At 68.2% G+C, this 22,594-nt stretch carries 21 protein-coding genes; 19 read left to right on the forward strand and 2 right to left on the reverse strand.

Features of this window, described 5'->3' with window-relative positions; translation table 11 throughout:
• The first annotated feature begins 285 nt into the window (after positions 1–285).
• The 10 genes from mraZ to murC all read left to right on the forward strand — a co-directional run bounded on the left by mraZ (position 286) and on the right by murC (position 12,747).
• Positions 286–720 carry a division/cell wall cluster transcriptional repressor MraZ gene (mraZ, locus tag IEX71_RS02480; protein ID WP_188835361.1) on the forward strand — a complete coding sequence of 145 codons (435 nt, stop codon included), beginning with the start codon at positions 286–288 and terminating at the stop codon, positions 718–720.
• A gap of 141 nt (positions 721–861) precedes the next feature.
• Positions 862–1,890, forward strand: a complete 1,029-nt coding sequence (rsmH, locus tag IEX71_RS02485; RefSeq protein WP_188835362.1) for a 16S rRNA (cytosine(1402)-N(4))-methyltransferase RsmH — start codon at positions 862–864, stop codon at positions 1,888–1,890.
• Positions 1,887–2,588, forward strand: coding sequence for a cell division protein FtsL (ftsL, locus tag IEX71_RS02490; protein WP_188835363.1), 702 nt, complete (start codon positions 1,887–1,889; stop codon positions 2,586–2,588). The genes rsmH and ftsL overlap by 4 nt, the downstream gene beginning before the upstream one ends.
• Before the next feature lie 21 nt (positions 2,589–2,609).
• Positions 2,610–4,631 (forward strand): peptidoglycan D,D-transpeptidase FtsI family protein, encoded by a 2,022-nt coding sequence (locus tag IEX71_RS02495; protein WP_229749395.1) that lies wholly within the window; start codon positions 2,610–2,612, stop codon positions 4,629–4,631.
• Positions 4,632–4,637: 6 nt separating this feature from the next.
• Positions 4,638–6,047 (forward strand): UDP-N-acetylmuramoyl-tripeptide--D-alanyl-D-alanine ligase, encoded by a 1,410-nt coding sequence (locus tag IEX71_RS02500; RefSeq protein WP_188835364.1) that lies wholly within the window; start codon positions 4,638–4,640, stop codon positions 6,045–6,047.
• Between the two features lie 63 nt (positions 6,048–6,110).
• Positions 6,111–7,211 (forward strand): phospho-N-acetylmuramoyl-pentapeptide-transferase, encoded by a 1,101-nt coding sequence (mraY, locus tag IEX71_RS02505; protein ID WP_188835365.1) that lies wholly within the window; start codon positions 6,111–6,113, stop codon positions 7,209–7,211.
• Entirely contained in the window at positions 7,183–8,634 is a 1,452-nt protein-coding gene (gene murD, locus IEX71_RS02510) for a UDP-N-acetylmuramoyl-L-alanine--D-glutamate ligase (protein ID WP_188835366.1), read from the forward strand. Before mraY ends, murD begins: the two co-directional genes overlap by 29 nt.
• Positions 8,631–9,872 (forward strand): putative lipid II flippase FtsW, encoded by a 1,242-nt coding sequence (gene ftsW / locus IEX71_RS02515; RefSeq protein WP_188835367.1) that lies wholly within the window; start codon positions 8,631–8,633, stop codon positions 9,870–9,872. Before murD ends, ftsW begins: the two co-directional genes overlap by 4 nt.
• Before the next feature lie 136 nt (positions 9,873–10,008).
• Entirely contained in the window at positions 10,009–11,181 is a 1,173-nt protein-coding gene (locus tag IEX71_RS02520) for a UDP-N-acetylglucosamine--N-acetylmuramyl-(pentapeptide) pyrophosphoryl-undecaprenol N-acetylglucosamine transferase (RefSeq protein WP_188835368.1), read from the forward strand.
• A 120-nt stretch (positions 11,182–11,301) separates the two neighbouring features.
• On the forward strand, positions 11,302–12,747 hold the full coding sequence (gene murC / locus IEX71_RS02525) for a UDP-N-acetylmuramate--L-alanine ligase (protein ID WP_188835369.1): 1,446 nt from the start codon (positions 11,302–11,304) through the stop codon (positions 12,745–12,747).
• A gap of 111 nt (positions 12,748–12,858) precedes the next feature.
• On the opposite strand, the gene IEX71_RS02530 is transcribed toward murC, so the two are convergent.
• The gene (locus IEX71_RS02530) at positions 12,859–13,380 is read right to left on the reverse strand and encodes a hypothetical protein (RefSeq protein WP_188835370.1); all 522 of its coding nucleotides are present in this window, start codon (positions 13,378–13,380) and stop codon (positions 12,859–12,861) included.
• Positions 13,381–13,576: 196 nt separating this feature from the next.
• Here IEX71_RS02530 and IEX71_RS02535 point away from each other — a divergent pair, with 196 nt between their 5' ends.
• The 3 genes from IEX71_RS02535 (at position 13,577) to IEX71_RS02545 (ending at position 15,762) form a co-directional block, all read left to right on the forward strand.
• Positions 13,577–14,164 carry a LuxR C-terminal-related transcriptional regulator gene (locus tag IEX71_RS02535; protein ID WP_188835371.1) on the forward strand — a complete coding sequence of 196 codons (588 nt, stop codon included), beginning with the start codon at positions 13,577–13,579 and terminating at the stop codon, positions 14,162–14,164.
• 284 nt (positions 14,165–14,448) lie between these two features.
• Complete coding sequence (locus IEX71_RS02540; protein WP_188835909.1) at positions 14,449–15,057, forward strand: hypothetical protein; 609 nt, start codon at positions 14,449–14,451, stop codon at positions 15,055–15,057.
• A gap of 207 nt (positions 15,058–15,264) precedes the next feature.
• Positions 15,265–15,762 carry a hypothetical protein gene (locus tag IEX71_RS02545; protein ID WP_188835372.1) on the forward strand — a complete coding sequence of 166 codons (498 nt, stop codon included), beginning with the start codon at positions 15,265–15,267 and terminating at the stop codon, positions 15,760–15,762.
• A 105-nt stretch (positions 15,763–15,867) separates the two neighbouring features.
• Here IEX71_RS02545 and IEX71_RS02550 read toward each other — a convergent pair whose 3' ends face one another.
• Complete coding sequence (locus IEX71_RS02550; RefSeq protein ID WP_188835373.1) at positions 15,868–16,866, reverse strand: TlpA family protein disulfide reductase; 999 nt, start codon at positions 16,864–16,866, stop codon at positions 15,868–15,870.
• Positions 16,867–17,196: 330 nt separating this feature from the next.
• On the opposite strand from IEX71_RS02550, the gene ftsZ reads away from it, so the two are divergent.
• The 6 genes from ftsZ (at position 17,197) to IEX71_RS02580 (ending at position 22,335) form a co-directional block, all read left to right on the forward strand.
• Entirely contained in the window at positions 17,197–18,531 is a 1,335-nt protein-coding gene (gene ftsZ, locus IEX71_RS02555; RefSeq protein WP_188835374.1) for a cell division protein FtsZ, read from the forward strand.
• A gap of 68 nt (positions 18,532–18,599) precedes the next feature.
• The gene (gene pgeF, locus IEX71_RS02560) at positions 18,600–19,337 is read left to right on the forward strand and encodes a peptidoglycan editing factor PgeF (RefSeq protein ID WP_188835375.1); all 738 of its coding nucleotides are present in this window, start codon (positions 18,600–18,602) and stop codon (positions 19,335–19,337) included.
• Positions 19,338–19,353: 16 nt separating this feature from the next.
• The gene (locus IEX71_RS02565) at positions 19,354–20,073 is read left to right on the forward strand and encodes a YggS family pyridoxal phosphate-dependent enzyme (protein WP_188835376.1); all 720 of its coding nucleotides are present in this window, start codon (positions 19,354–19,356) and stop codon (positions 20,071–20,073) included.
• Between the two features lie 66 nt (positions 20,074–20,139).
• Positions 20,140–20,646 (forward strand): cell division protein SepF, encoded by a 507-nt coding sequence (locus tag IEX71_RS02570; protein WP_188835377.1) that lies wholly within the window; start codon positions 20,140–20,142, stop codon positions 20,644–20,646.
• Positions 20,647–20,807: 161 nt separating this feature from the next.
• Positions 20,808–21,086 carry a YggT family protein gene (locus tag IEX71_RS02575; RefSeq protein WP_188835378.1) on the forward strand — a complete coding sequence of 93 codons (279 nt, stop codon included), beginning with the start codon at positions 20,808–20,810 and terminating at the stop codon, positions 21,084–21,086.
• Between the two features lie 91 nt (positions 21,087–21,177).
• Positions 21,178–22,335, forward strand: a complete 1,158-nt coding sequence (locus tag IEX71_RS02580) for a DivIVA domain-containing protein (RefSeq protein WP_188835379.1) — start codon at positions 21,178–21,180, stop codon at positions 22,333–22,335.
• The last annotated feature ends 259 nt before the right edge of the window (positions 22,336–22,594 follow it).

The following is a 22,594-nucleotide window of genomic DNA, read 5'->3' on the forward strand; positions in this document are numbered from 1 at the left end:
GCCTCACGTGCGTGCCGCTCCCACTTCTCCCCACCGTGCACCGTGCGTGCGGGTCCCGCGCCCCAAATCACTGAAATCAGGTGTTTCCGGCGCCGTCCTTCACGTGACGGGGTCCAGGTCCGAGGCATTGCGTGACTTTTCTCCCCACCGGCACCCACCGCGCTGACCTGCATAAACGTGCAGTTCTGCCCGCCGACAGGGCATCGGGGGGAGGACAGGTGGGGGGAAGTGGAGTAGGGTGGGGGCAGTTGGTGAGCAGCGGCGCAATGGGAGGAGGTGCTGTGCATGTTTCTCGGCACGTACACACCTCGCCTGGACGACAAGGGGCGGCTGGCACTGCCGGCGAAGTTCCGCGAGAAGCTCGCCGGCGGACTGGTCGTCACCCGGGGGCAGGAGCGCTGTCTCTACGTCTTCGGGATGGCCGACTTCGAGCGGCTGACCGCCGAGATGAGCAACACGCCCGTGACCAACCGAGCGGTCCGCAACTTCCAGCGCGTGCTGCTGTCCGCGGCCTCGGACGAGATCCCGGACAAGCAGGGGCGCGTGACGATCCCCGCGGTGCTGCGTGACTACGCCGGGCTCTCCAAGGAGTGCACGGTCATCGGCACCGGCAACCGGGTCGAGGTGTGGGACACCACGGCCTGGAACGACTTCCTCGCTGCAACCGAGGATGACTTCGCCGACCAGGGCGAGGAGGTGATTCCTGGCGGTCTGTTCTGACGCTCGGCCTCCATCCGCTTACCCCGCAGGCGATTCCGGCACACCTTCCCCGGTGCCGGACTCACCGACCGGGACGTTCGAGCGGCTGGGGACCAAGACTCAGAAACGACCGCCGGGCATCACCGATGACGGCAGCAGATGATGATCGCGCAGAAGGAGACGGGTGTGACCACAGGTGACGCCGCCGGTAGGCACACGCCGGTGCTCGCCGCGCGGATCACCGAACTCCTCACGCCGTCCCTCGATCACCCGGGCGCCGTCTTCCTGGACGGCACACTCGGCATGGGCGGCCACACCGAGGCGATCCTGACCGCGTGCCCGCACGTGACGGCATACGGCGTCGACCGCGACACCGACGCATTGCGGCTGGCGGGGGAGCGGCTCGCACCGTTCGGTGACCGCTTCCAACCCGTGCACGCCGTGTATGACGAGGCGATCGACGCGCTCGCCGAGCGCGGCGTCACCTCGGTCGACGGTGTCCTCTTCGACCTGGGCGTCTCGTCACTCCAACTGGACGAGACCGGGCGCGGCTTCGCATACAGCGTGGACGCACCGCTCGACATGCGCATGGACCAGACCACCGGCCCGACCGCGGCCGACGTGCTCAACACCTATTCGGCGGCCGACCTCACCCGGATCCTGCGCGTGTATGGCGAGGAGCGTTTCGCGCGCAAGATCGCCGGCGCCGTGGTGCGCGAGCGCGAGAAGGAACCCTTCACCGACTCGGCGCGGCTGGTGGAGCTGCTGCGGCGCGTCATACCGGGCGCCTCCCAGCGCTCCGGTGGCCACCCGGGCAAGCGCACGTTCCAGGCGCTGCGCATCGAGGTCAACGGCGAACTCGCCGCGTGGGAGGCCGCGCTGCCGGCTGCGATCGAAGCGCTCGCGGTGGGCGGCCGGATCGCGGTGCTGTCCTACCACTCGCTGGAGGACCGGATCACCAAGCGGGCGCTGACCGCCGGCGCGACCAGCACGGCACCTCCCGGGTTGCCGGTCGAGCTGCCGGAGCACGCGCCATACCTGAAGTTGCTCACCCGGGGCGGTGAGCAGCCGACCGACGAAGAAATAGCAGACAACCCACGCGCGGCGTCCGCACGATTCCGCGCCGCCGAACGTATCCTCCCCACGAACCGTGGGGTCCAGCAATCGAGGACGAAGGGACTCCGTCGATGAGTCAGCTGACCGCGCTCCCACGGCCTACTTCACGGGCCGCCCGATCGGCACGCCCCGCTCGCAGTGCTCCTCAGACCGCGCCGCGACTGCGCGTCGTCCAGACCAAGGACGCCGCCGAGCACACCGGAGTCGGCTTCGTCGTGCTCTGCGTCCTGCTGCTGGTCGGTGGCCTGCTGTCGCTGTTGCTGCTCAACACCAACCGGGCACAGGAGTCCTTCGCGATCAAGAAGCTGCAGGCCAAGTCGGCGGCGTTGACCGACGAGCAGCAGCAGCTGTCCAGCGAGATCGACGCGCAGTCAGCGCCGCAGCAGTTGGCGCTGCGCGCACAGAAGATGGGGCTGGCCCCGGCGGCCAAGATCCGCTACGTGCGCAAGGCGGATGGCACCGTGATCGGCGTGGCGAAACGGTCCGGTGATGACTCCACGTTTACGGTGGGCACGCTGCCGTCGACACCCGCTTCGCGGGCCGCGGGCACGGCCGTCAGCGCCGCCTCATCGGGTCTGCTGGTGACCAAGCCCGAGACTCTCAAGGTGACCAAGGCGAAGGTGGCCGAGGCTCCCAAGACCGACAAGTCCGCACCACCGGCGAAGGACACGAAGAAGCCCGCCAAGGCCGACCCGAAGCCCTCCGCCACAGCAACGAAGTCCACCGGCGACACCGCAGCCAAGTCCACCAAGCCGACCAAGTCCACCAAGTAGCCGATCCCCGCGAGGTAGACAGTGACCACGTCCCGACGCCCCGGAGCGCGCCCCACGCGTCCCAGTGGTTCGTCTCGGGCAGCCGGTGCCAAGCGCCCCACCGGCAGCGGCACCCAACGCAGCACCGCACGCCCGCGGTCGGGGGCCGCCCGCGCCGGCCGCGCCGAGCAGCACAAGGCCCGCGCGCAGCAGCACGCACCGCGTCGCCCGCAGGCTTCGACGCCGCCGCCCGCGCGCCCACGTCGCCCGGTCGCCCTCGGGGTCGGGCATCCGCGACGGCGGGCCCGTTTCCTGATGATCGCGACGCTGATCGTCTTCAGCCTCTTCACCGCCCAACTGCTGCGCATCCAGGGCCTCGACGCGCAGGGCGTGTCTGCCAAGGCACTCGACTCCCGGTTGCACTCCACGGTGCTGCCGGCGTTGCGTGGTCAGATCGTCGACTCCAACGGCGTCGTGCTCGCCTCGAGCGTCGACCGCTACAACGTCACGGACGATCCGACGGCAACGGCGACCTACAAGAAGCGGATCGACGGAGAGGTCGTCGAGGTGGGCCTGCCCGGTGCGGCGATCGACATCGCCGACGCCATCGGCGTGGAGCCGAAGCCGATCCTGGACGCGATGCAGGCGGCATACAAGAAGAAGTCGCGGTTCACCTACCTCACCAAGAACATCACGCCGCGCCAGTGGCGCAGGATCGCCGACCTCGGCATACCGGGCGTCTACAGCGAGTCCAGCACCGACCGGCAGTACCCGCAGGGCACTTCGCTCGCACCGCTGCTCGGCTGGGTCGGCGGCAACGGTCAGGGCGGCGGTGGCGTCGAGCAGATGAAGCAGAAGGTCCTCAACGGCACCCCGGGCAAGCACGTCTACGAGCAGGCGCCCGACGGCACGATGATCGCGACCGGTGACAACAAGGACACCCCGGCGGTCGACGGCAAGAACGTCAAGCTGACGCTGGACAACGATCTGCAGTGGTATGCCCAGAACGCCATTGCCGACCAGGTCAAGAAGTCCGGCTCGCTGTCCGGTGAGGTCGTCATCATGGACACCCAGCAGAACCTCAAGGCGGTCGCGAGCTACCCGAGCTTCGACAACAACAACGTCGGCAGCGCGACCAGGACCGAGTTGCAGTCCAAGCCGTTCACCAGCGCCTACGAGCCCGGCTCCACCAGCAAGGTCATCACCATGGCGGCGCTGCTGGAGAAGAAGAAGGCCACTCCGACCACGCACGTCACCGTGCCGCCGACCCTGACCCGCGCCGGCACCACCTTCCACGACGCGGAGGAGCACGGCACCGAACACCTGACCCTGTCCGGTGTGTTGTCGCAGTCCTCCAACATCGGCACCATGCTCGAGGGCAGCAAGCTGGCCCGGGGCACGCTCTACCACTATCTGCGCGACTTCGGTCTCGGCCAGACCTCCGGTCTGGGCTACCCGGGTGAGTCCGACGGCGTGCTGGCGCCATACAAGAACTGGAGCGCGACCCAGCGCTTCACGGTGATGTTCGGCCAGGGCCTGGCCAGCACCGCGATCCAGGAGGCGTCGGTCTTCGCGACCATCGCCAACGACGGCGTCAAGGAGCCGGTCAAACTGGTCAAGGGCATCGGCGAGGGCGACAATTACACCGCTCCCGCGGACAGCCGGACGCCCAAGCGAGTGATCAAGAAGTCGACCGCGGACACGCTGACCAAGATGATGGAGGGCGTCATCTCCAAGACGGGCACCGCCAAGGACGCCGCAGTGCACGGCTACTCCATCGCCGGCAAGACCGGCACCGCCGACCGTTACGACTCCACGCTGGGTCGCTACAACGGTGTGACGGCGTCGTTCATCGGTTTCGCGCCGGCCAAGAACCCGCGCTACATCGTCGCGGTGACGCTGCAGCGCCCGACCAAGGGCAGCATGTTCGGCGGCGACGTCGCCGGTCCGGTCTTCTCCAAGGTGATGAGCTACGCGCTGAACAAGGCCGGCGTGCCGCCCACCGGCAAGCAGGCGTCCCCCTACCCGCTCACCTACGACGCCTCGAGCAGTCGCAAACCCTGACAGACCATGATCGCGTTCACACTCAACGAAATCGCCGCAGTCACCGGCGGCACTTTGCACGGTGACGATCACCGCGTCGACGGCGCCGTGGTCACCGACTCGCGTGAGGCGGAGCCCGGCAGCCTGTATGTCGCTCGCATCGGCGAGCATGCCGACGGGCACGACTTCGCCGGGTCCGCGATCGAGGCGGGCGCCGTCGGCGTGCTCGGGTCGCGCCCGCTGCCCGGCATACCGACCGTGGTGGTGTCAGACGTGCAGCAGGCGTTCGCCGATTTGGCCAGGGCGGTCGTCGACCGGGCGCCGCGGTTGCGGATCGTCGGCATCACCGGCAGCTCCGGCAAGACCTCCACCAAGGACCTGCTCGCCCAGGTGCTCGCACCGGTGGGGGAGACCGTCGCGCCGGTCGGGTCCTACAACTCCGAGGTCGGCGTCCCGCTGACGGTGTGCCGCGTCACCGGCGACACGCGCTTCCTCGTCGCCGAGATGGGCGCCACCAACATCGGCAACATCAGCTACCTCGCCCGGATCGCACCGCCGTCGATCGGCATCGTGCTCAACGTAGGCACCGCGCACGTGGGCGAATTCGGCTCGGTCGAGGCGATTGCGCAGACCAAGGGCGAGCTGGTGGAGGCGCTGCCGACCACCGGACTGGCCGTGCTCAACTCCGATGACCCGCGGGTCGCCGCGATGGTGCGCCGCAGCGTGGCCCGCGTCGTCACCGTCGGCCGTGGCGCCGACGCGCAGGTGCGTGCCATCGACGTCGAGCTGGACGAGCAGGACCGGCCGTCCTTCACCATCACCGGCCTGGACGGTGTGCCGGCGTTGCCGGTGCGGCTCGGTCTGCACGGTGAGCACCAGATCGGCAACGCACTGGCCGTGGCCGTCGCGGCCCGCGAGCTCGGCGTCGCGCCGGAGCAGATCGCAACCGGCCTGGCCGGTGCCCGCCCGGTCAGCCGCTGGCGGATGGAGGTCCACCAGCTGCCCAGCGGCGTGACGCTGATCAACGACGCCTACAACGCCAACCCCGACTCGATGGGCGCCGCGCTGCACGCGCTGCAGCGGATGGGTCGCGGACGGCGCACCATCGCCGTGCTCGGTGAGATGCGTGAGCTGGGCGGTCTCAGCGCGTCGGCGCACCGCGACGTCGGTATGACGGCCGCCGCCCTGGGCACTCAGGTCGTCGTCGCCGTCGGCGCGGGTGCAGAGCCGATCGCCGCCGCAGCGGAGTCGGCCGGTGTTCCGGTCGAGCGCGCCGCGGACGTGGAGGAGGCACACCGCATCGTGATGCAACTCCTGGCGCCGCCAGACGTCATACTCTTCAAGTCAAGTCGTGACTCAGGGCTGCGATACCTCGGGGACCGGATCACTGTCGAACAAGGTGGGTTTCTTCAAGAAGATGGACCGGCGCATGCGTAGGCCCCTGGCGGCTCGGACGACCGCAGTTCTCCCGCCGCGAGGTGTCGCACCGAGGACTCCGCGGTGAAGCTCGTACTCATCGGGGCGCTGGTCGCGCTCATCATCGGGCTGGTCGGCACCCGCTACTTCATCGAGCTGGCCAAGGCCAAGGGCTGGGGACAGTTCGTCCGCGACGACGGTCCGACCAGCCACCACACCAAGCGCGGCACGCCACAGATGGGCGGCATCGTGATCATCGCCGGCACCGTCGTCGGCTATGCGCTCGCGCACCTCTTCACCTGGGACGCGCCGACGGCCTCCGGCATGTTGGTGCTGTTCCTGATGGCCGGCCTCGGACTGGTGGGCTTCCTGGACGACTGGTTCAAGATCACCCGCGAGCGGTCGCTCGGCCTGACCTCGGTGCAGAAGCTCGTCGGGCAGACGGCGGTCGCGGTCATCTTCGCGATCCTGGCCACCAAGTTTTCCCGGGAGGGCATCAGCCCGGCCAGCTACCGCATCTCGTTCGTGCGCGACACGTGGCTCAACCTGGCGTTCGGCGGCACGGTGCTCGGCGTGATCCTCTTCGTGCTGTGGGCCAACCTGATGATCGCCGGGACCAGCAACGGTGTGAACCTCACCGACGGGCTGGACGGCCAGGCGGCCGGCGCCAGCGTGATGGTGTTCGGCGCCTACGTGCTGATCAGCGTGTGGCAGTTCAACCAGAACTGCCAGTGGGTCACCAACTCCAAGTGTTACGACGTGCGCGACCCCCTCGATCTCGCAGTGGTCGCGGCGTGCGTGATGGGCGCCTGCTTCGGCTTCCTGTGGTGGAACGCCTCTCCGGCCAAGATCTTCATGGGAGACACCGGCTCGCTCGGTCTCGGCGGAGCGCTCGCCGGCTTGGCGATCACCACTCGCACCGAGCTGCTCGTGGTCATCCTCGGCGGCCTCTTCGTGCTGGAGACGATGTCGGTGATCCTGCAGGTCGGCTATTTCAAGCTGACCAAGCGCAGCAACGGCGGTGTCGGCAAGCGGCTGTTCCGGATGACGCCTATCCACCACCACTTCGAGATGCTCGGCTGGGAGCAGGTCACCGTGACCATCCGCTTCTGGATCATCTGCGGACTCTGTGTCGCGGCCGGACTCGGCGTGTTCTATGCCGAATGGATCGTCGGCGGTGTCTGAACCCACCACCTGGTCGGCAACACCTGTCGTGGTCGTCGGGCTGGGACTGTCCGGCTTCGCGGCCGCGGATGCGCTGATGCAGCGGGACGCGGTCGTCACCGTGATCAGCCGCGACTCCGGCGGCGCCATCGACAAGCGCGCCCAGATCCTGCAGACGCTGGGTGTCACCGTGCTGTTCGGAGACGACGCGCCCGCCACGCCGCCGGAGGGCACCGAGCTGGTCGTGACCTCGCCTGGCGTGCCGCCGTCGAACACCTTCCTGCTCGCCGCCGCGGAGGCCGGCATCCCGGTCTGGGGCGAGGTGGAGCTCGCGTGGCGGATGCGTCCCGCCGAGGGCGCCGCGCCCTGGCTGACGATCACCGGCACCAACGGCAAGACCACCGCCGTCACGATGCTCGAGTCGATCCTGCAGGCCGCCGGACTGCGCGCGGTCGCCGCCGGCAACGTCGGCACGCCGATCCTGGAGGCCGTGCTGCACCCCGAGCCGTTCGACGTGCTCGCGGTCGAGCTGTCCAGCTTCCAGTTGCACTGGTCGCAGAGCCTGTCGCCATACGCCTCGTGCCTGCTCAACGTCGCGCCCGACCACATCGACTGGCACGGTTCGTATGACGAATACCGGCGCGTCAAAGGTCGCGTCTTCGAGCAGACCCAGGTCGCCGCGATCTACAACGCGCAGGACCCGACCACCGAACAACTGTTGATGGACGCCGACGTCGTCGAGGGCTGCCGCGCGATCGGCTTCACCACCGGCACGCCGGCGATCTCGATGGTCGGTGTGGTCGACGACGTGCTCGCCGACCGGGCTTTCGTCGACGACCGGCGCACGAGCGCCGCCGAGCTGGCGACCATCCAGGACCTGACCATCGACGGAGTGCCGCCGGCGCCGCACTACGTGGCCGATGCGCTGGCCGCGGCGGCGCTGGCCCGTTCCTACGGCGTCACGCCGGCGGCGGTGCGGGACGGCCTGCGTGCCTACCGGCCGCAACCGCACCGGGTCCAGAGCGTCGGCCGGGTCGGCGAGGTCGCCTACATCGACGACTCCAAGGCCACCAACACCGACGCCGCGATGGCTTCGGTCACCGCCTACGACCACATCGTCTGGATCGCCGGCGGCCTGCTCAAGGGCGCCGACGTCGAGGACCTGGTGCAGGCGGCGGCGCCACGGCTGCGGGCAGCGGTGTTGCTCGGCCGCGACCGGGCACAGCTGGCGGAGGCATTGCACCGACACGCGCCGGATGTCCCGGTCGTCGACATCGCCAGCACCGACACTGGGGCCATGGCTGAGGTGGTCCGCGCTGCGCAATCACTGGCTCGACCTGGCGACGTGGTGCTGCTGGCCCCGGCCGCGGCCTCGATGGACATGTTCGACAACTACGGCGCCCGCGGCGATGCCTTCGCCGCTGCGGTCCAGGGTTTGCAATGAGTTCCACCAGCTCGACCGAGTCCGCCTTCGACCTGTCCCGCTTCCAGCCCAAGAGCCTGATGAAGCGGCTGGAGTCGCCGGTCGCCCCCTATTACCTGCTGCTCGGCTCCACCGGCATGCTGCTGCTCTTCGGCCTGGTGATGGTGCTGTCCGCCTCGAGCGTCACGTCCTACCAGTCGAGCGGTTCGTCATACACCGTCTTCAAGAACCAGGCGATGTATGCCGCGATCGGTGTCGTCGTCGCGGTGATCGCCAGCCGGGTGTCGGTGCGGATGTGGAAGTGGGCGGCGCTGCCTGCCTTCACCGGCGCGGTGCTGTTGCAGTTGGCGGTCTTCTCGCCGATCGGCCGCACCGTGCAGGGCAACCGCAACTGGATCGGCTTCGGCAGCTTCAGCCTGCAACCGTCGGAAGCCGGCAAGATCGCCATCATCCTGGTCGCTGCGATGATCCTGACGCGCAAGCGCAAGGTCCTCGGGGAGTGGCGGCACGTGATGATCCCGCTCGTACCGATGGCGCTGTTGCTCCTCGGTCTCGTGCTGCTCGGCCACGACCTGGGCACCACGATGGTGCTGGCCGCCATCGTCGGTTCCGTCCTCTTCGTCGCGGGCGTCCGGATGCGGGTCTTCGCGATCGTCGGCGGCGCCGCGGTCGCGGTCACACTCGCCTTCGTGGCGACCAACAGCAACCGCACCGGGCGGCTCGACGCCTGGCTCGGCACCTGCATCAACGCGCAGACCCAGGGCTGCTATCAGAAGGTCCACGGCCTCTACGCGATGGCCGATGGCGGCTGGTGGGGCGTGGGCCTCGGCGCGAGCCGGGAGAAGTGGTCCTGGCTGCCGGAGGCGCACAACGACTTCATCTTCGCGATCATCGGCGAGGAGCTCGGTCTGCCGGGCACCCTCGCCGTCATCGCCCTCTACGTCGCCCTCGGTTACGCCTGCTACCGGCTGATCGTCACCAGCAAGGACTTCTTCGTCCGGCTGGCGACCGCGGGCATCATGGCCTGGATCCTCGTCCAGGCGATGATCAACATCGGCTCGGTGACCGGCCTGCTGCCGATCATCGGTGTGCCGCTGCCGCTGGTCTCGTCCGGCGGATCCGCCCTGGTGACAACGCTGCTCGCGCTCGGGATCCTGATCTCGTTCGCCCGCAACGAGCCGGCCTGCAAGTCGGCGCTGGCCGCTCGGCCCAACGCGGTCAAGCGCACGCTCGCGGTGCTGCCGTTGCCCCGTCGTTGAATGCGATGCTCTCGCACACCGGTCCGGGTGTTACCACCGTGCGCACAACTCGCTACTGTCGCGAGTTACTCGCCCGAAGAGCCGTAAAACTGCGAGTAACTCGCAACTGTCGTCATCTATTCAGGTCACGAGGATCATGAGTCAGCTTTCTCCCCGTTTGAAGTCCGTCCTGCTCGCCGGCGGCGGCACCGCCGGCCACATCTCGCCGTTGCTGGCGACCGCAGACGCCCTGCGGCGGCGTTACCCGGACGTGCGCATCACCGTGCTCGGTTCGCACGGCGGGCTGGAGGAGACACTCGTCCCGGAGCGTGGCTACGACCTGCGGCTGATCGACAAGGTGGCCTTCCCGCGGCGGCCCGACGCCGATGCGGCGCGGTTCCCGCTGAAGTTCGTGCGCGCGCGTCGCGATGCCGCCGCGATCGTGCAGGAGGTCGGCGCCGAGGTCGTCGTCGGTTTCGGTGGCTACGTCAGCCCGCCCGCTTTCCTCGCGGCCCGCAAGCTGGGCGTGCCGATCGTCGTGCACGACGGCAACGCGCTGGCCGGGTTGGCCACCAAGCTGGGCTCACGGTTCAGTCCGTATGTCGCCACGGCGTTCTCGGTCACCAAACTGCCGCACGCCCAGGTCGTCGGTATGCCGCTGCGTCGCGAGATCACCACGCTCGACCGGGCTGCGCTTCGACCCGAAGCGCTGGAGACCTTCGGCCTGCGCGGTCACCTGCCGACCGTGCTGGTGACCGGCGGATCCAGTGGTGCCGTCCGGGTCAACGAGCCGGTCGCTGCGGCCGCCGACGCGTTCCGGCGGGCCGGGGTGCAGGTGTTGCACGTCACTGGCAAGGGCAAAGAGGTGCACGTGCCGACCGGCGGCCCGAACGAGGGCGGGGCCCCCGCGAAGTATTCGGGGGAGCGGAGCGGAGGAGAAACTTCGTGGGGTGCCGATCCGGCATACGTCGTGCTGCCCTATGCCGACCGTATGGACCTCGCGTATGCCGCCGCCGATCTCGTGGTCACCCGCGCAGGCGGCAACATGGTGTGCGAGACCTCGACGATCGGACTGCCGGCGGTGTTCGTGCCGCTCCCGGTCGGCAACGGGGAGCAGCGCCTCAACGCCTCCGATGTCGTCGACGCAGGCGGAGCACTGCTGGTCGACAACGACGACTTCACCACCGATTACCTTGCGCAGCAGGTGATTCCGCTGGTCAAGGACCGCGAGCGCCTGGACCGTATGGCGGAAATCGCCCGCGCCCAGGGCCACGGCGACGCGGACGAGAAGCTGGTCGACATGATCGAGCGAGCCGCGCGCGCCGGCTGACGGTGTTGTCCGCCATTGACGGCTGAAACGGCGATTGACGGTGCAGTTGCGGCGTCAACGGCAGGTTCGACCGCCAACGGCCGCGCACGCACACCAAGCATTTCGACCTGAGGAAGCACAATGACCGACCACGTACCCGACGGCACGAACCACCGCTTCGACTTCGCGGCGCCGCTGCCGTCGCTCAGCGACCTGCGTGCCGCCCACCTGATCGCCATCGGCGGCTCCGGTATGTCGGGGGTCGCTCGGTTGCTGCTCGCGGCCGGTGTGCGGGTGTCGGGCTCGGACCGGGGCGATAGCCCGGTGCTGCAGGAGTTGCACGCGGCGGGTGCTGAGGTGTGGGTCGGGCAGACCGCCGAGGGTGCCCAGCGCGTCCCGGACGATGCCGTTGTCATCGTGTCGTCGGCGATCGCGGAGGACAACCCGGAGCTGGCAGCGATCCGGTCCCGCGGCCTGACCGTGCTGCACCGCGCACAAGCGCTGTCGGTGCTGATGGCTGGGCGCGCAGCGCTGGCCGTCGCCGGCGCCAACGGCAAGACCACCACCAGCGCGATGGCCACGGTGGCGCTGCGCGCAGCGGGCGCGGACCCGTCGTTCGCGATCGGTGCGCCCATTGCCGGGATCGGAGCCAATTCCGGTGTCGGTCAAGGGGATTCGTTCGTCGTCGAGGCGGACGAGAGCGACGGATCCTTCGTCGTCTATCGGCCGCAGGTCGCGATCGTGACGAGCGTGCGGGACGACCACCTGGACTTCTACGGCACCTCGGAGCGCTTGCAACAGGCGTATGCCGAGTTCGCTGACACCATTCGCGACGGCGGGTTGCTGGTCGCCTGCGCCGACGACCCGGGGGCGGCCGCACTCGCCATACGGCACCGCGAGCTGGGCCGGCGCGTGGTGACTTACGGCCGCACCGCCGACGCCGACCTGAGACTGGCCGACGAGTCGGGCACCGGGTTCGATTGGAGCGGGACGCTGCTGCCGGCGGACGGTGGTCGGATCCCGTTGCGGCTGAAGGTCCCCGGCGCGCACAACCTGCAGAACGCGACCGGCGTCGTGCTGGCGCTCACCGCGGGTTTCGGGTTGTCGTTGGAGCGGGCCGCCGAAGGCGTCGGAGAGTTCACCGGGTCAGCTCGCCGGCTCGAGCCGCGCGGCGAAGCCGGGGGAGTGCGGGTCATCGACGACTACGCCCACAACCCGGACAAGCTCGACGCGGCGGTCCGCGCCGGACTCGGGCTGCGCGACGGCGGCCGGCTGGTCGCGGTGTTCCAGCCGCACCTCTTCTCGCGCACGCAGCACGCTGCCGCCGGCCTGGCGGCCGCGCTGTCGCTCGCCGACGTCGCCGTGGTGCTGGACGTCTATCCGGCCCGCGAGGCGCCGGTCCCGGGCGTCACCGGTGCGCTGGTCGCCGACCGGGTGACCGACGCCGAGGTCGTCTACGCGCCGACGCTCGACGAGGCGTTCCAGGCAGTGGTGGACCGCGCACGCCCCGGAGACCTGGTGCTCACGCTCGGAGCCGGCGACGTCACCACCCTCGGCGCGCGGATCCTGCAGGCCCTGCAGGACTGACGCCCACCCCTTCGCCGAAAGGCTCACCAGAACGTCGGCAGGCTCAGAAATATCGGGCTCGGTGTGCGATTCTTCTGGGCCGCTCGGTGCATTGCTGAGCCTGTCGACGAGTTACCACCTGGCGAGCGCCGACCATCTGTCGACGTCGACCATGTAGCCGTCGTCGATCAGCGCCTGTTGCAGTCGCTGGCGGGAACCGACGTCGACCCCGGCGTTCTCGTACTTGCGGCGTCCGGCGCGCAGGTGGCTGCGGGTCGTGTCGATGCTGATCCCGAGACTTCGCGCGAGCGCCTTGGCGGTCGGTGCGCGCCGGCTGGTGTATGCCGCCATGATCTGCAGTTCACGGTCGGTGAAGCGCGGCGCAGGGGAGTCGATCTCGGGTCGCGGAGTGCGTGCGTTGTCCACGACGGCGCAGATCCGCTCGGTGATCTCCGCGGCGTCGGCGTCGGGCGTCAGCCACAGCTGACACCCCTCCAGCTCGGCCCGGCGGCGCAACCGCTCGTCGACCTCGCCGACGACGATGGCGCTGCTGCCGACGTCATACAACGCCCGCACTTTCAACGACAACGGAACGTGATCGTCCAGGTAAGCGTCTACGACAACGACAGCAGCCGAGAAGTCCCATTTGGACACGAACTGGATCCACGAGTAGCCACAGTGATTGACCGACCGTCCAGCATCACGCAAAAAGCCCTCGATGGCATGTGCGATTATCGGGCTGCTGTGCACAATGTAGATGCTGCTTCCGGGAGCCATGTCGCCCAGTGTGTCCGATCGTGAGGAGGTCTTGGTGAATAGTGCCAAACCTTCCGGGGTTCCCGGAGCGCGGGTGGGACGCTCCGATTCCGGTCGCGTCATCGCCATCAGTCCGCAGGCCCTGCACCGTGACGCACTCGTGGCCACGCTGACGGCGTCGGGCGCGTTCAGCGTCGTGGAGGGTCATTGCGACGCGACTGCGACCGCAGCGTATGACGTCACCGTCGTCGATCTACCCGGCTTGGGTATGGCGGCAGTGCGCGCGATCGTGCAGCAGCGACCGACGGTGGCCTGGGGCGGCTATTTGCACACCGGAACGGTCTCCGAGTTGGTCGATGCCGGTCTGCGCGGCTATGTCTCGGTGATCGGATCCCAGCGCGACCTCGTCGTCGCGGCGATTCGCGTGGCATCGGGCGAGGTTTCGCTCCCGGAGCTGAATGCATCGGTGATCCGGCTGACTCCCGCCGAGCAACGCGTGTGCCAGGCCTACCTCTTCGACCTCGCCGACGTCCCGCGCGCTCTGGTCGCGACCGAGCTCGGGATCAGCGAGCGCACCCTCAAGGTGCATCTGTCGAACGTCCGCGCGAAGGTCAACAGCACCGCCGCGAACCGCGTCGAACTCGCCCGGCACCTGCGCGCCCGCGGCATCCTCGCCGGCTGACCAGCCCCTGACGAAACGCACCGCGCGATGCCGCGCAGGGTGGCGAGGTGATCAGTGCCTGTACGAACCTGGACGACTGTCCTAGTACCTTCTGGCTATACCTGTGCTTTACGTAGTAAAGCGTAGGTAAAGTCGAGTTTGCGGGAGGGGCTGACACGTTCGGCCGCGTGCTTCGACATGCGTTCATACGACTGTCTGACAGCCCGGCACACCGTGCAATTCGCTGTATCAATTCAGACGATTTCGTGCTGCCCAAGTGGTGGTCACTCGGAAGGGAATTCGGTTTGAGTACTGAGAAGAAGACAGTTGATCGACGGACGATCGCCAAGGGGGCTGCCTGGACGCTGCCGGTCATCGCGACCGCTGCTGCCGCGCCGGCTGCGTCGGCCAGCACGAACCCGACCTGCCCGCAATGCGGCGTGCCGATCCTGAATGTCGTGACCGCGACTGCGGGCGTGAAGAAGAACGTCGGTGACTTGGTCATCCCGGTCGGCGCCTTCGTCGCCAACCTCGCAGGGTGCACGGGGCTGATCAATGCGTCGGTGCTCACAGCCAATTCGGCGACCCTCACGATGAAGTACTCCAATGGGTCGACGAAGTCATACACGACCACCAACGGTCTGTCGGTCGGCGTCAGTGCGACCGTCGCGACCGTGCTCGCGGAGGCGGCTCTCACCTTCACTGGGGTGGACTTCCCGCGCGGCAGCTTCCTGAATCCGCCAGTGCAGCCCAGTTCGGTGTCCTTCGACGTGGTCATCCTGCTGGAGATTCTCGGCAAGCGCCTGGAGTGCCCGCAGACGATCACGTTCAACTTCGACCTATCGGTCGGTGGATATGCGGTTGGCCCAGGTGGAAACGGCTCGGCCGCTTATCTGCTGGCAGGGCTGCTCTGACGGCGGGCATCTGACTCGCGCAGAGGCGGCGAGGTGCATTGCACCTCGCCGCCTTCCTCGTGTTTGTAACTGATATCTAGTCCTTTCTGATTAGTCCGCATGAGTGAGGCTGTTCGCGCCTCTAATGTCTCTGTTCGTAGGGACGGTCGCGCTGACTCGGGGCGACGGGATCCCGACCTCATCCATTGCGTGAAAGGCACCCGTCACATGACAAGTCAGCAGAAGGTCTCTCGTCGCACCATCGCCAAGGGCGCCGCATGGTCCGTGCCCGTTGTCGCGGTGGCTGCCGCGGCCCCCGCTGCTTCTGCCAGCACCGGAACTGATATCGGAGCGGTTGCATTGAACGGCGTGTGTGGCCTGCTGGGCACCGTCAACCAGGGGTTCACCCTTGCGGCAAGCGCGACTGCTCCAGTTCCTGCAGGCAGCGTCGTGACGATCACTGGCAGTGGTCTGGCCAGTGTCACTGCCATCAACCTCAGCAATCAGATCGCTAACGTGACGATCGGTACAAATAGCGCCACGATCGTGCTGAGCCAGGACCTGCCGGCAGGCCAGACGTTGTCCATGACCACGCTCTTGTCGATCTCGGTCAGCTTTGACCTGAACGGCTCGCTGACGCTTCCGACCGGTTACAGCGCCACGGGCGGCAAGCTCACCGGGTCCGTCAACGTTGGCCTTCCGATCGTCGGCTGCAGCGCGAACTGATGGAGAAAGCGGTCACCTGCTGACCGCGTCCCGGAATGGGATGTGGGCCTCTCGGTCCGCATCCCATTCCCGTGCTTGGAGTGATCTGCAGCCGATTCGAAGCTGCTAGAGCCGTTTTACGTCGGCCGTCGGCTCCGCAATCTCGGTGTCGACGGACATGGCGGCCGCCACCTCCTGCCAGTCCGGACGCAGCACCAAGTTGCGGATAGCGCCGTACCCAGCCGTTCCCTGGCCGCCCAGTGGATGCTCGGCGTCGATCATCGCCGCGCCAGGGGTGCCGGTGATGCCGACGACTGTGGCCAACTCGCCGTCGGCATACCAGGCATGCGGTGCGAGGGGCGCGAACTTCTGCAGGCCGGCGAAGTCTTCGGGTGTGCCGAGGAAGACCGGCTGCAGGTCGTAACCGTCCTTCAGCAGGTGCGGCCACCACCGGAAGTCGTCGACCAGTGCGTGACACGCACCGCAGCGCGGTGCGAAGAAGACGAGGAACGTCGGCGGGTCCTGGAACTCGGTGATCGGCAGCTCGTTGCCGTCGACGTCCTGCACGGTGAGAGTGCGGATCAGCCGATCCCGCTTGCGGCGGGCGGCGACTGAGCGCCATACGACCAAGCTGCCGGCTACGGCAGCGGCCAGCACCGCGGGGATCGGATAGCACCAGCCGGCGAGTCGGTCGGCGGCCACGCTCGCGGGCGACCGGTGCAGCAACACCGCGGCGAGGGCCAGCACCACCAGCACTGCATTGCGTATGACGGTGCGCGCGCCGACCGTGTCGTCGCCCAGCCCACCGAAACAGTTGCACGACACGGGGGTCGGGCGGCGTCGCACCTGGACGACCAGCACGAGGAACGCGACGAAGAGCGCGAGGATCGCGACCGCCGGCAGCAGGTGCACCGGAGCTGGCAACAGCACCACCGCGAGACCCAGAGCGATCTCACACCATGGGAACACTCGGGCGAATCGTTCGTCCCGCCAGGTCCACTGGGGGAGTCCGAATTGTGAGAGCGTCACCTGGAACGTCTTTTCGGTCCCGAGTTTGAGCACGCCACTGCTCACCAGCACGGCTCCGATGAGCCAGGTGCACAAGGCACCGATCCAGTCGGTCATCGGTGATTACCCCAGGAATTCACACCTCGAATCCTAATGACCGGCGCGGGCTTTCGCGGTCGGTCTCCCGAGGGGCCGCGAAATGACGCGGATGGACACCCCTCACCGTCAACCTCAGGTCCATACTCGCCGCTCGCGTCGGATCCCGCGTACCATGCCGCAATGCTGCTTTCGTGAGGCACCGGTCGACGCGCCACGGTGTGTCGATTAGGGCAGCGCGGGCATCAACGTCATCATCATGGTGACTGTCTGGTGACTGCGTTCCGTTGCGGTCGCAGTCGGCATACTTGCTTTGCTTCACATCGTCTACCGCTGGAAAGGCCGTTCCTCGTGGCAACTCCGCAGAACTACTTGGCCGTCATCAAGGTCGTCGGCATCGGCGGCGGTGGCGTCAACGCCATCAATCGGATGATCGAGGTCGGTCTCAAGGGCGTGGAGTTCATCGCCATCAACACCGACGCGCAAGCGCTGTTGATGTGTGACGCTGACGTCAAACTTGAGGTCGGTCGCGACCTGACGCGTGGTCTCGGCGCGGGCGCCGACCCGGAGGTCGGCAAGAAGGCTGCCGAGGACCACGCCGAGGACATCGAAGAGGTGCTCAAGGGCGCTGACATGGTGTTCGTCACCGCCGGCGAGGGCGGCGGCACGGGCACCGGCGGTGCGCCGGTGGTCGCCAAGATCGCCAAGAGCCTCGGTGCGCTGACCATCGGTGTCGTCACCCGCCCGTTCACCTTCGAGGGCCGCCGCCGCGCCAGCCAGGCCGACCTGGGCATCAACGCCTTGCGCGAAGAGGTCGACACCCTCATCGTCATCCCCAACGACCGACTGCTGTCGATCAGCGACCGCAACGTCTCGATGCTCGACGCCTTCCACAGCGCCGACCAGGTCCTGCTGTCCGGTGTCCAGGGCATCACCGACCTGATCACCACACCGGGCCTGATCAACCTCGACTTCGCCGACGTCAAGTCGGTCATGCAGGGTGCCGGATCGGCACTGATGGGCATCGGCTCCGCGCGTGGCGAGGACCGTGCGGTCCAGGCCGCGGAGTTCGCGATCTCCTCCCCGCTGCTCGAAGCCAGCATCGACGGTGCGCAGGGCGTGCTGTTGTCGGTCCAGGGTGGCAGCGACCTCGGTCTGTTCGAGATCAACGAGGCCGCGCGACTCGTGCAGGAGGCCGCGCACCCGGAGGCCAACATCATCTTCGGCGCGGTCATCGACGACGCGCTCGGCGACGAGGTCCGCGTGACTGTCATCGCCGCCGGTTTCGAGGGCGGCGCTCCCAACAAGCGCACCGACGAGCGAGCCCCCGGCCAGATCCAGGGCTCCCCGGCACCGCGCCAGCAGCAGGCCGCAGCTCCGGCAACCGGTGGCGCTCCGCAGCAGGACAAGCAGCAGGCCGCCGGCCAGCAGGCACCCGGGCAGCAGGGCGCACCCCAGCAGGGAGTCCCGCAGCAGGGGCAGCCCCAGCAGGCGCCCGCGCAGCAGCAGAGTGGCCAGCAGCAGGGTGCCGGCCAGCCGCAGCAGGGCCAGGGTCAGCAGCAGGGCGAGCCGGCCCAGCCGGCCGCGAACCCGGGCACCGTCAAGCAGACCCCCAGCAACCGCCCGCCGCATGAGGTCAGCTTCGACGACGGCCAGGATCTCGACGTCCCTGACTTCTTGAAGTGAGCCGCACCCCGATTCAACCGTCGGGGCACCCGACCCCGACTCGGTCGCTCATAGACCGGCGCTGACCGATGTGGTGGTGGCGTGACCAGTTGACCGGCCCGGCCGGCCGCACGATCGACGTCGGTTTCACCGACACGATGGACGGTGTCAGCACCGGACCCGTGGCGTCGTTCAATCTCGGGGGAAGGGTCGGTGACGACCCGGCGCACGTGGCGCACAACCGGGGCGCGCTGGCGGCGGCGGTCGACGTCGCACCGGACGACCTGGTGTTCATGCACCAGACGCACAGTGACCACGTCGTGACCATCGACCCGGATGGCACCCGCGATCCGAACAGTGACGGCATCGTCACGACCGCACCCGGGGTCGCACTCGCCGTGCTCGTGGCCGACTGCACGCCCGTGCTGTTGGCCGATCCTGCCGCCGGCGTGATCGGTGCCGTGCATGCGGGTCGCCCCGGCATGATGGCCCGCATCGTCGACCGTGCGCTCGCCCGGATGCACGACCGGGGTGCGACCAATCCCGTTGCGATCATTGGCCCTTCGGTCTGTGCGCGCTGCTACGAAGTCCCCCTCGAGATGCGCGAGGAAGCCGCCGCGGTCGCGCCCGAGAGTCGCGCCGTGAGCTGGACGGGCACGCCGGCGATCGACGTCGCGGGCGGCGTGGTCGCCCAGTTGCACGCCCGAGGCGTGGCCACCACCTGGGTGCCGGGGTGCACGCGGGAGAGCGACCGGCTCTTCTCCTACCGGCGCGACCACCACACCGGCCGGTTCGCCGGCGTCATCGTCCAGCGCGACAACGCCTGAGCAGAAGGGTGCGCCCGTGAGCACGTCGTACGACAACGAGCGCCGCGATCAACTTGCGGCCAACCTCGCCGCTGTGCACGACCGCATCGACCGCGCCTGCACCGCGGCGGGACGCGATCGCCACGACGTCACGCTGATCGCAGTCACCAAATTCTTCCCGGCCGCCGATGTGGAGCATCTCGCCGCGCTCGGTGTCACCGACATGGGGGAGAACCGCGACCAGGAAGCGGCGGCGAAGGTCGCCGAGTTGCCCGAGGACGTGCGCGGCGCCCTGACGGTGCACTTCATCGGCCAGTTGCAGTCCAACAAGGCGGCGCACGTCGCGCGGTATGCCGACGTCGTGCAGTCGATCGACAGGGCCAAGATCGCCGGCGCGCTCGACAAGGCGGCAGCTGCGCAGGACCGCACCCTGGACGCCCTGGTGCAGGTCGACCTCTCGGGTGCGACCGGTCGCGGCGGAGTCGCGCCGCAGGACGCGCGTGCCCTGGCCGACCGCGTCGCCGGCTGTGCTGCGCTGCGGCTGCGGGGCGTGATGGCCGTCGCGCCGCTGGACGCGGATCCGGCCGAGGCGTTCGCGCGGCTGGCGGATGTGGCGGACGTCATACGAGGGGATCATCCGGAGGCCACGTGGCTCTCCGCGGGGATGAGCGGCGACCTCGAACAAGCGGTCGCCGCAGGCGCGACACACCTGCGTGTCGGCAGCGCAATCCTCGGATCTCGCCCTGCTGCCCGGTAGCGTCGTCCGCGACCGACCACACGCCACAGAGGCTGGTCCGGCCTCGCGGTGAGAAGGAGCACATTCATGGCTGGGAAGCTGCGCGCGACGATGGAATATCTCGGCTTGGCCGAGGCCGATCCGCACTACCGCGACGACGATTACGCCGGCGAGTGGGCCGAGGAGGCCTACGACGAAGCGCACGACAGCGGTTACCCGGTCGAGGAGACGCATCGTGAGCCCGCCCCGGTGACTCAGTTGCACACGTCGCCGGCCGCACCGGCATCGCATCAGCAGGAGGCCGGCGACATGAGCCGCATCAACACGATCCACCCGCGCACCTACAACGAGGCCAAGGAGATCGGCGAGAGCTTCCGCAGCGGGGTCCCGGTCATCATGAACCTCTCCGACATGGACGACACCGACGCCAAGCGCCTGGTCGACTTCGCGGCCGGTCTCGTCTTCGGTCTGCACGGCACCATCGAGCGGGTCACCAGCAAGGTCTTCCTGCTGTCGCCGCACGGCATCGAGGTCGCCACCAGCGGCCCGGAGGCCGCGCGTCCGACCGGCCGCGGCCTGTTCAACCAGAGCTGACGCGCACCACCACGGCATCCGGGCAGCGGCTTGGTTGGTCCCAGCTGCCCGCGCGTGGGGCTCAGGACGGGCACAACACGCGTGCGCTATGACGACATCGCGGGGAGCGTACGACCGCGTCCGCTTTCGCGAACTACTCGTCGATGCCGCAGAATGAAGTCATGTCAGCCGTCCTGAGCGTCGTGTCGCTGCTGCTCTATGTGTTCTTCATCCTGTTGCTGGGGCGGTTGGTGCTGGACTGGGTCCAGGTGTTCGCTCGCAGCTGGCGCCCGCGGGGTCCCGTGCTGGTGGTCGCCGAAACCATCTACAGCACAACGGATCCGCCGCTGAAGGCGCTCCGAAAGGTCGTTCCGCCACTGCGTTTGGGCCAGGTTCGCCTCGATTTGACGTTCCTGATCCTGATCCTGGCTGTCTCTTTGCTGCTCGGTATCCTAAAGTGAGCACGATATTTATCCGATTGTTGCGGCGAGTGCCGCGTGTCCACCTGGACACGTCTGCTCTCCGTCCTGAAGTTTCAACTGAGGTGCACACATGGCGTTGACGCCAGAAGACGTGGTCAAGAAGGAGTTCACCAAGCCCAAGGGCTTCGGTCGTAGCGGTTACGACGAGATTCAGGTGGACGACTTCCTCGACGAGATCGTGGTCGAGCTGCGTCGGCTGAACGCTGAGAACGAGGAAGTCACCGGCAAGCTCGAGGACTGCCGTCGTTCCAAGGGCGTTCCCGGCCGCAGCGAAGCCGACTCGAGCCAGGGCGCGTCCCCGGCCGCCGCCGTCCCGGCTCTGACGCCGGTCGGTGGACGCAACGACGACGCGGACAGGACGCAGGTCGTCCCCACCGCCAAGGACGCCGAGGCGGCCAAGGCCGCGCGGGTCGAGCTGGACAAGACCCGGGGCGAGCTGCAGACGGCGCAGGCCAACCTGAAGTCCGCCCGGGAGGAGCTGACCCGCACCAAGGCCGAGCTCGACCAGGCGCAGAGCGCCCTGGCCGCGGCCAAGAAGGAGCAGGCGCAGCTCAAGGAGCAGCAGGCGCAGCTCAAGGAGCAGCAGGCTCAGTTCCGCGACCAGCAGGCCGCCGCCGCGAAGGCTGCCGAGGGCCAGCAGGCCAACGGCACCAAGCCGGGCGAGCTGCGTGCTGCGAGCAACAGCGGTGGCAGCAGCGACGTTGCGGCGCTCGCGTCGACCGACGGCGCAGCCGGCGTCATCGCGCTGGCACAGCGAGTCCACGACGAGCACGTGCGTGAGGGCGAGACCAAGCGTGACCGTCTGATCAGTGACGCGCAGGCACACCACGACAAGGTGGTCGGCGAGGCCAACGCCAAGCGCGACGAGCTCATCGGCTCCGCACACAACAAGCACGACGAGCTGATCAGCGCCGCACAGGCCCGCCACGACGAGCTGCTCTCCACGGCGCAGAGCCGTCACGACGAGCTGCTGTCGACCGGCCAGCAGAAGCACGACGATTTGGTCCGCACCGGCACCGAGAAGTCCGAGAAGATGGTTCGCGAAGCCGAGGACCGCAAGAACCGCATCCTGGGCGAGCTCAATTCCGAGCGCGAGAAGGTCAGCAGCAGCATCGAGCAGCTGCGTTCCTTCGAGGGCGACTACCGGACCAAGCTGCGCGGCTACATCGAGGACCACCTGACCCGGTTGGACGAGACTGCGGTCGACAAGGCGAAGTCCAAGGACTGACACCGGGCTGACACGCCCTCTGACAAGTCGCCGGACAGGCGCGCCGATCCGTTATGGTGAGGCGCTCGTGTCCGGCGACTTCGTCGTCGGACACCTGCCTTCGTTCTGTGTCTCGGCACGCTCGAGGCAGACGGGATTGCGACCGGTGGTCTGCGGCAGCGCGGGCCGATCACGACGCCACGCAGCAATTTCGTTGTATGTCGGCAGTGGGTCGCTTATCCTGCCCGCAGCCAGATCGGGGGCAGTTGCCCGGCGGCAC

Source organism: Flexivirga endophytica (assembly GCF_014640635.1).
GTDB lineage: Bacteria > Actinomycetota > Actinomycetes > Actinomycetales > Dermatophilaceae > Flexivirga > Flexivirga endophytica.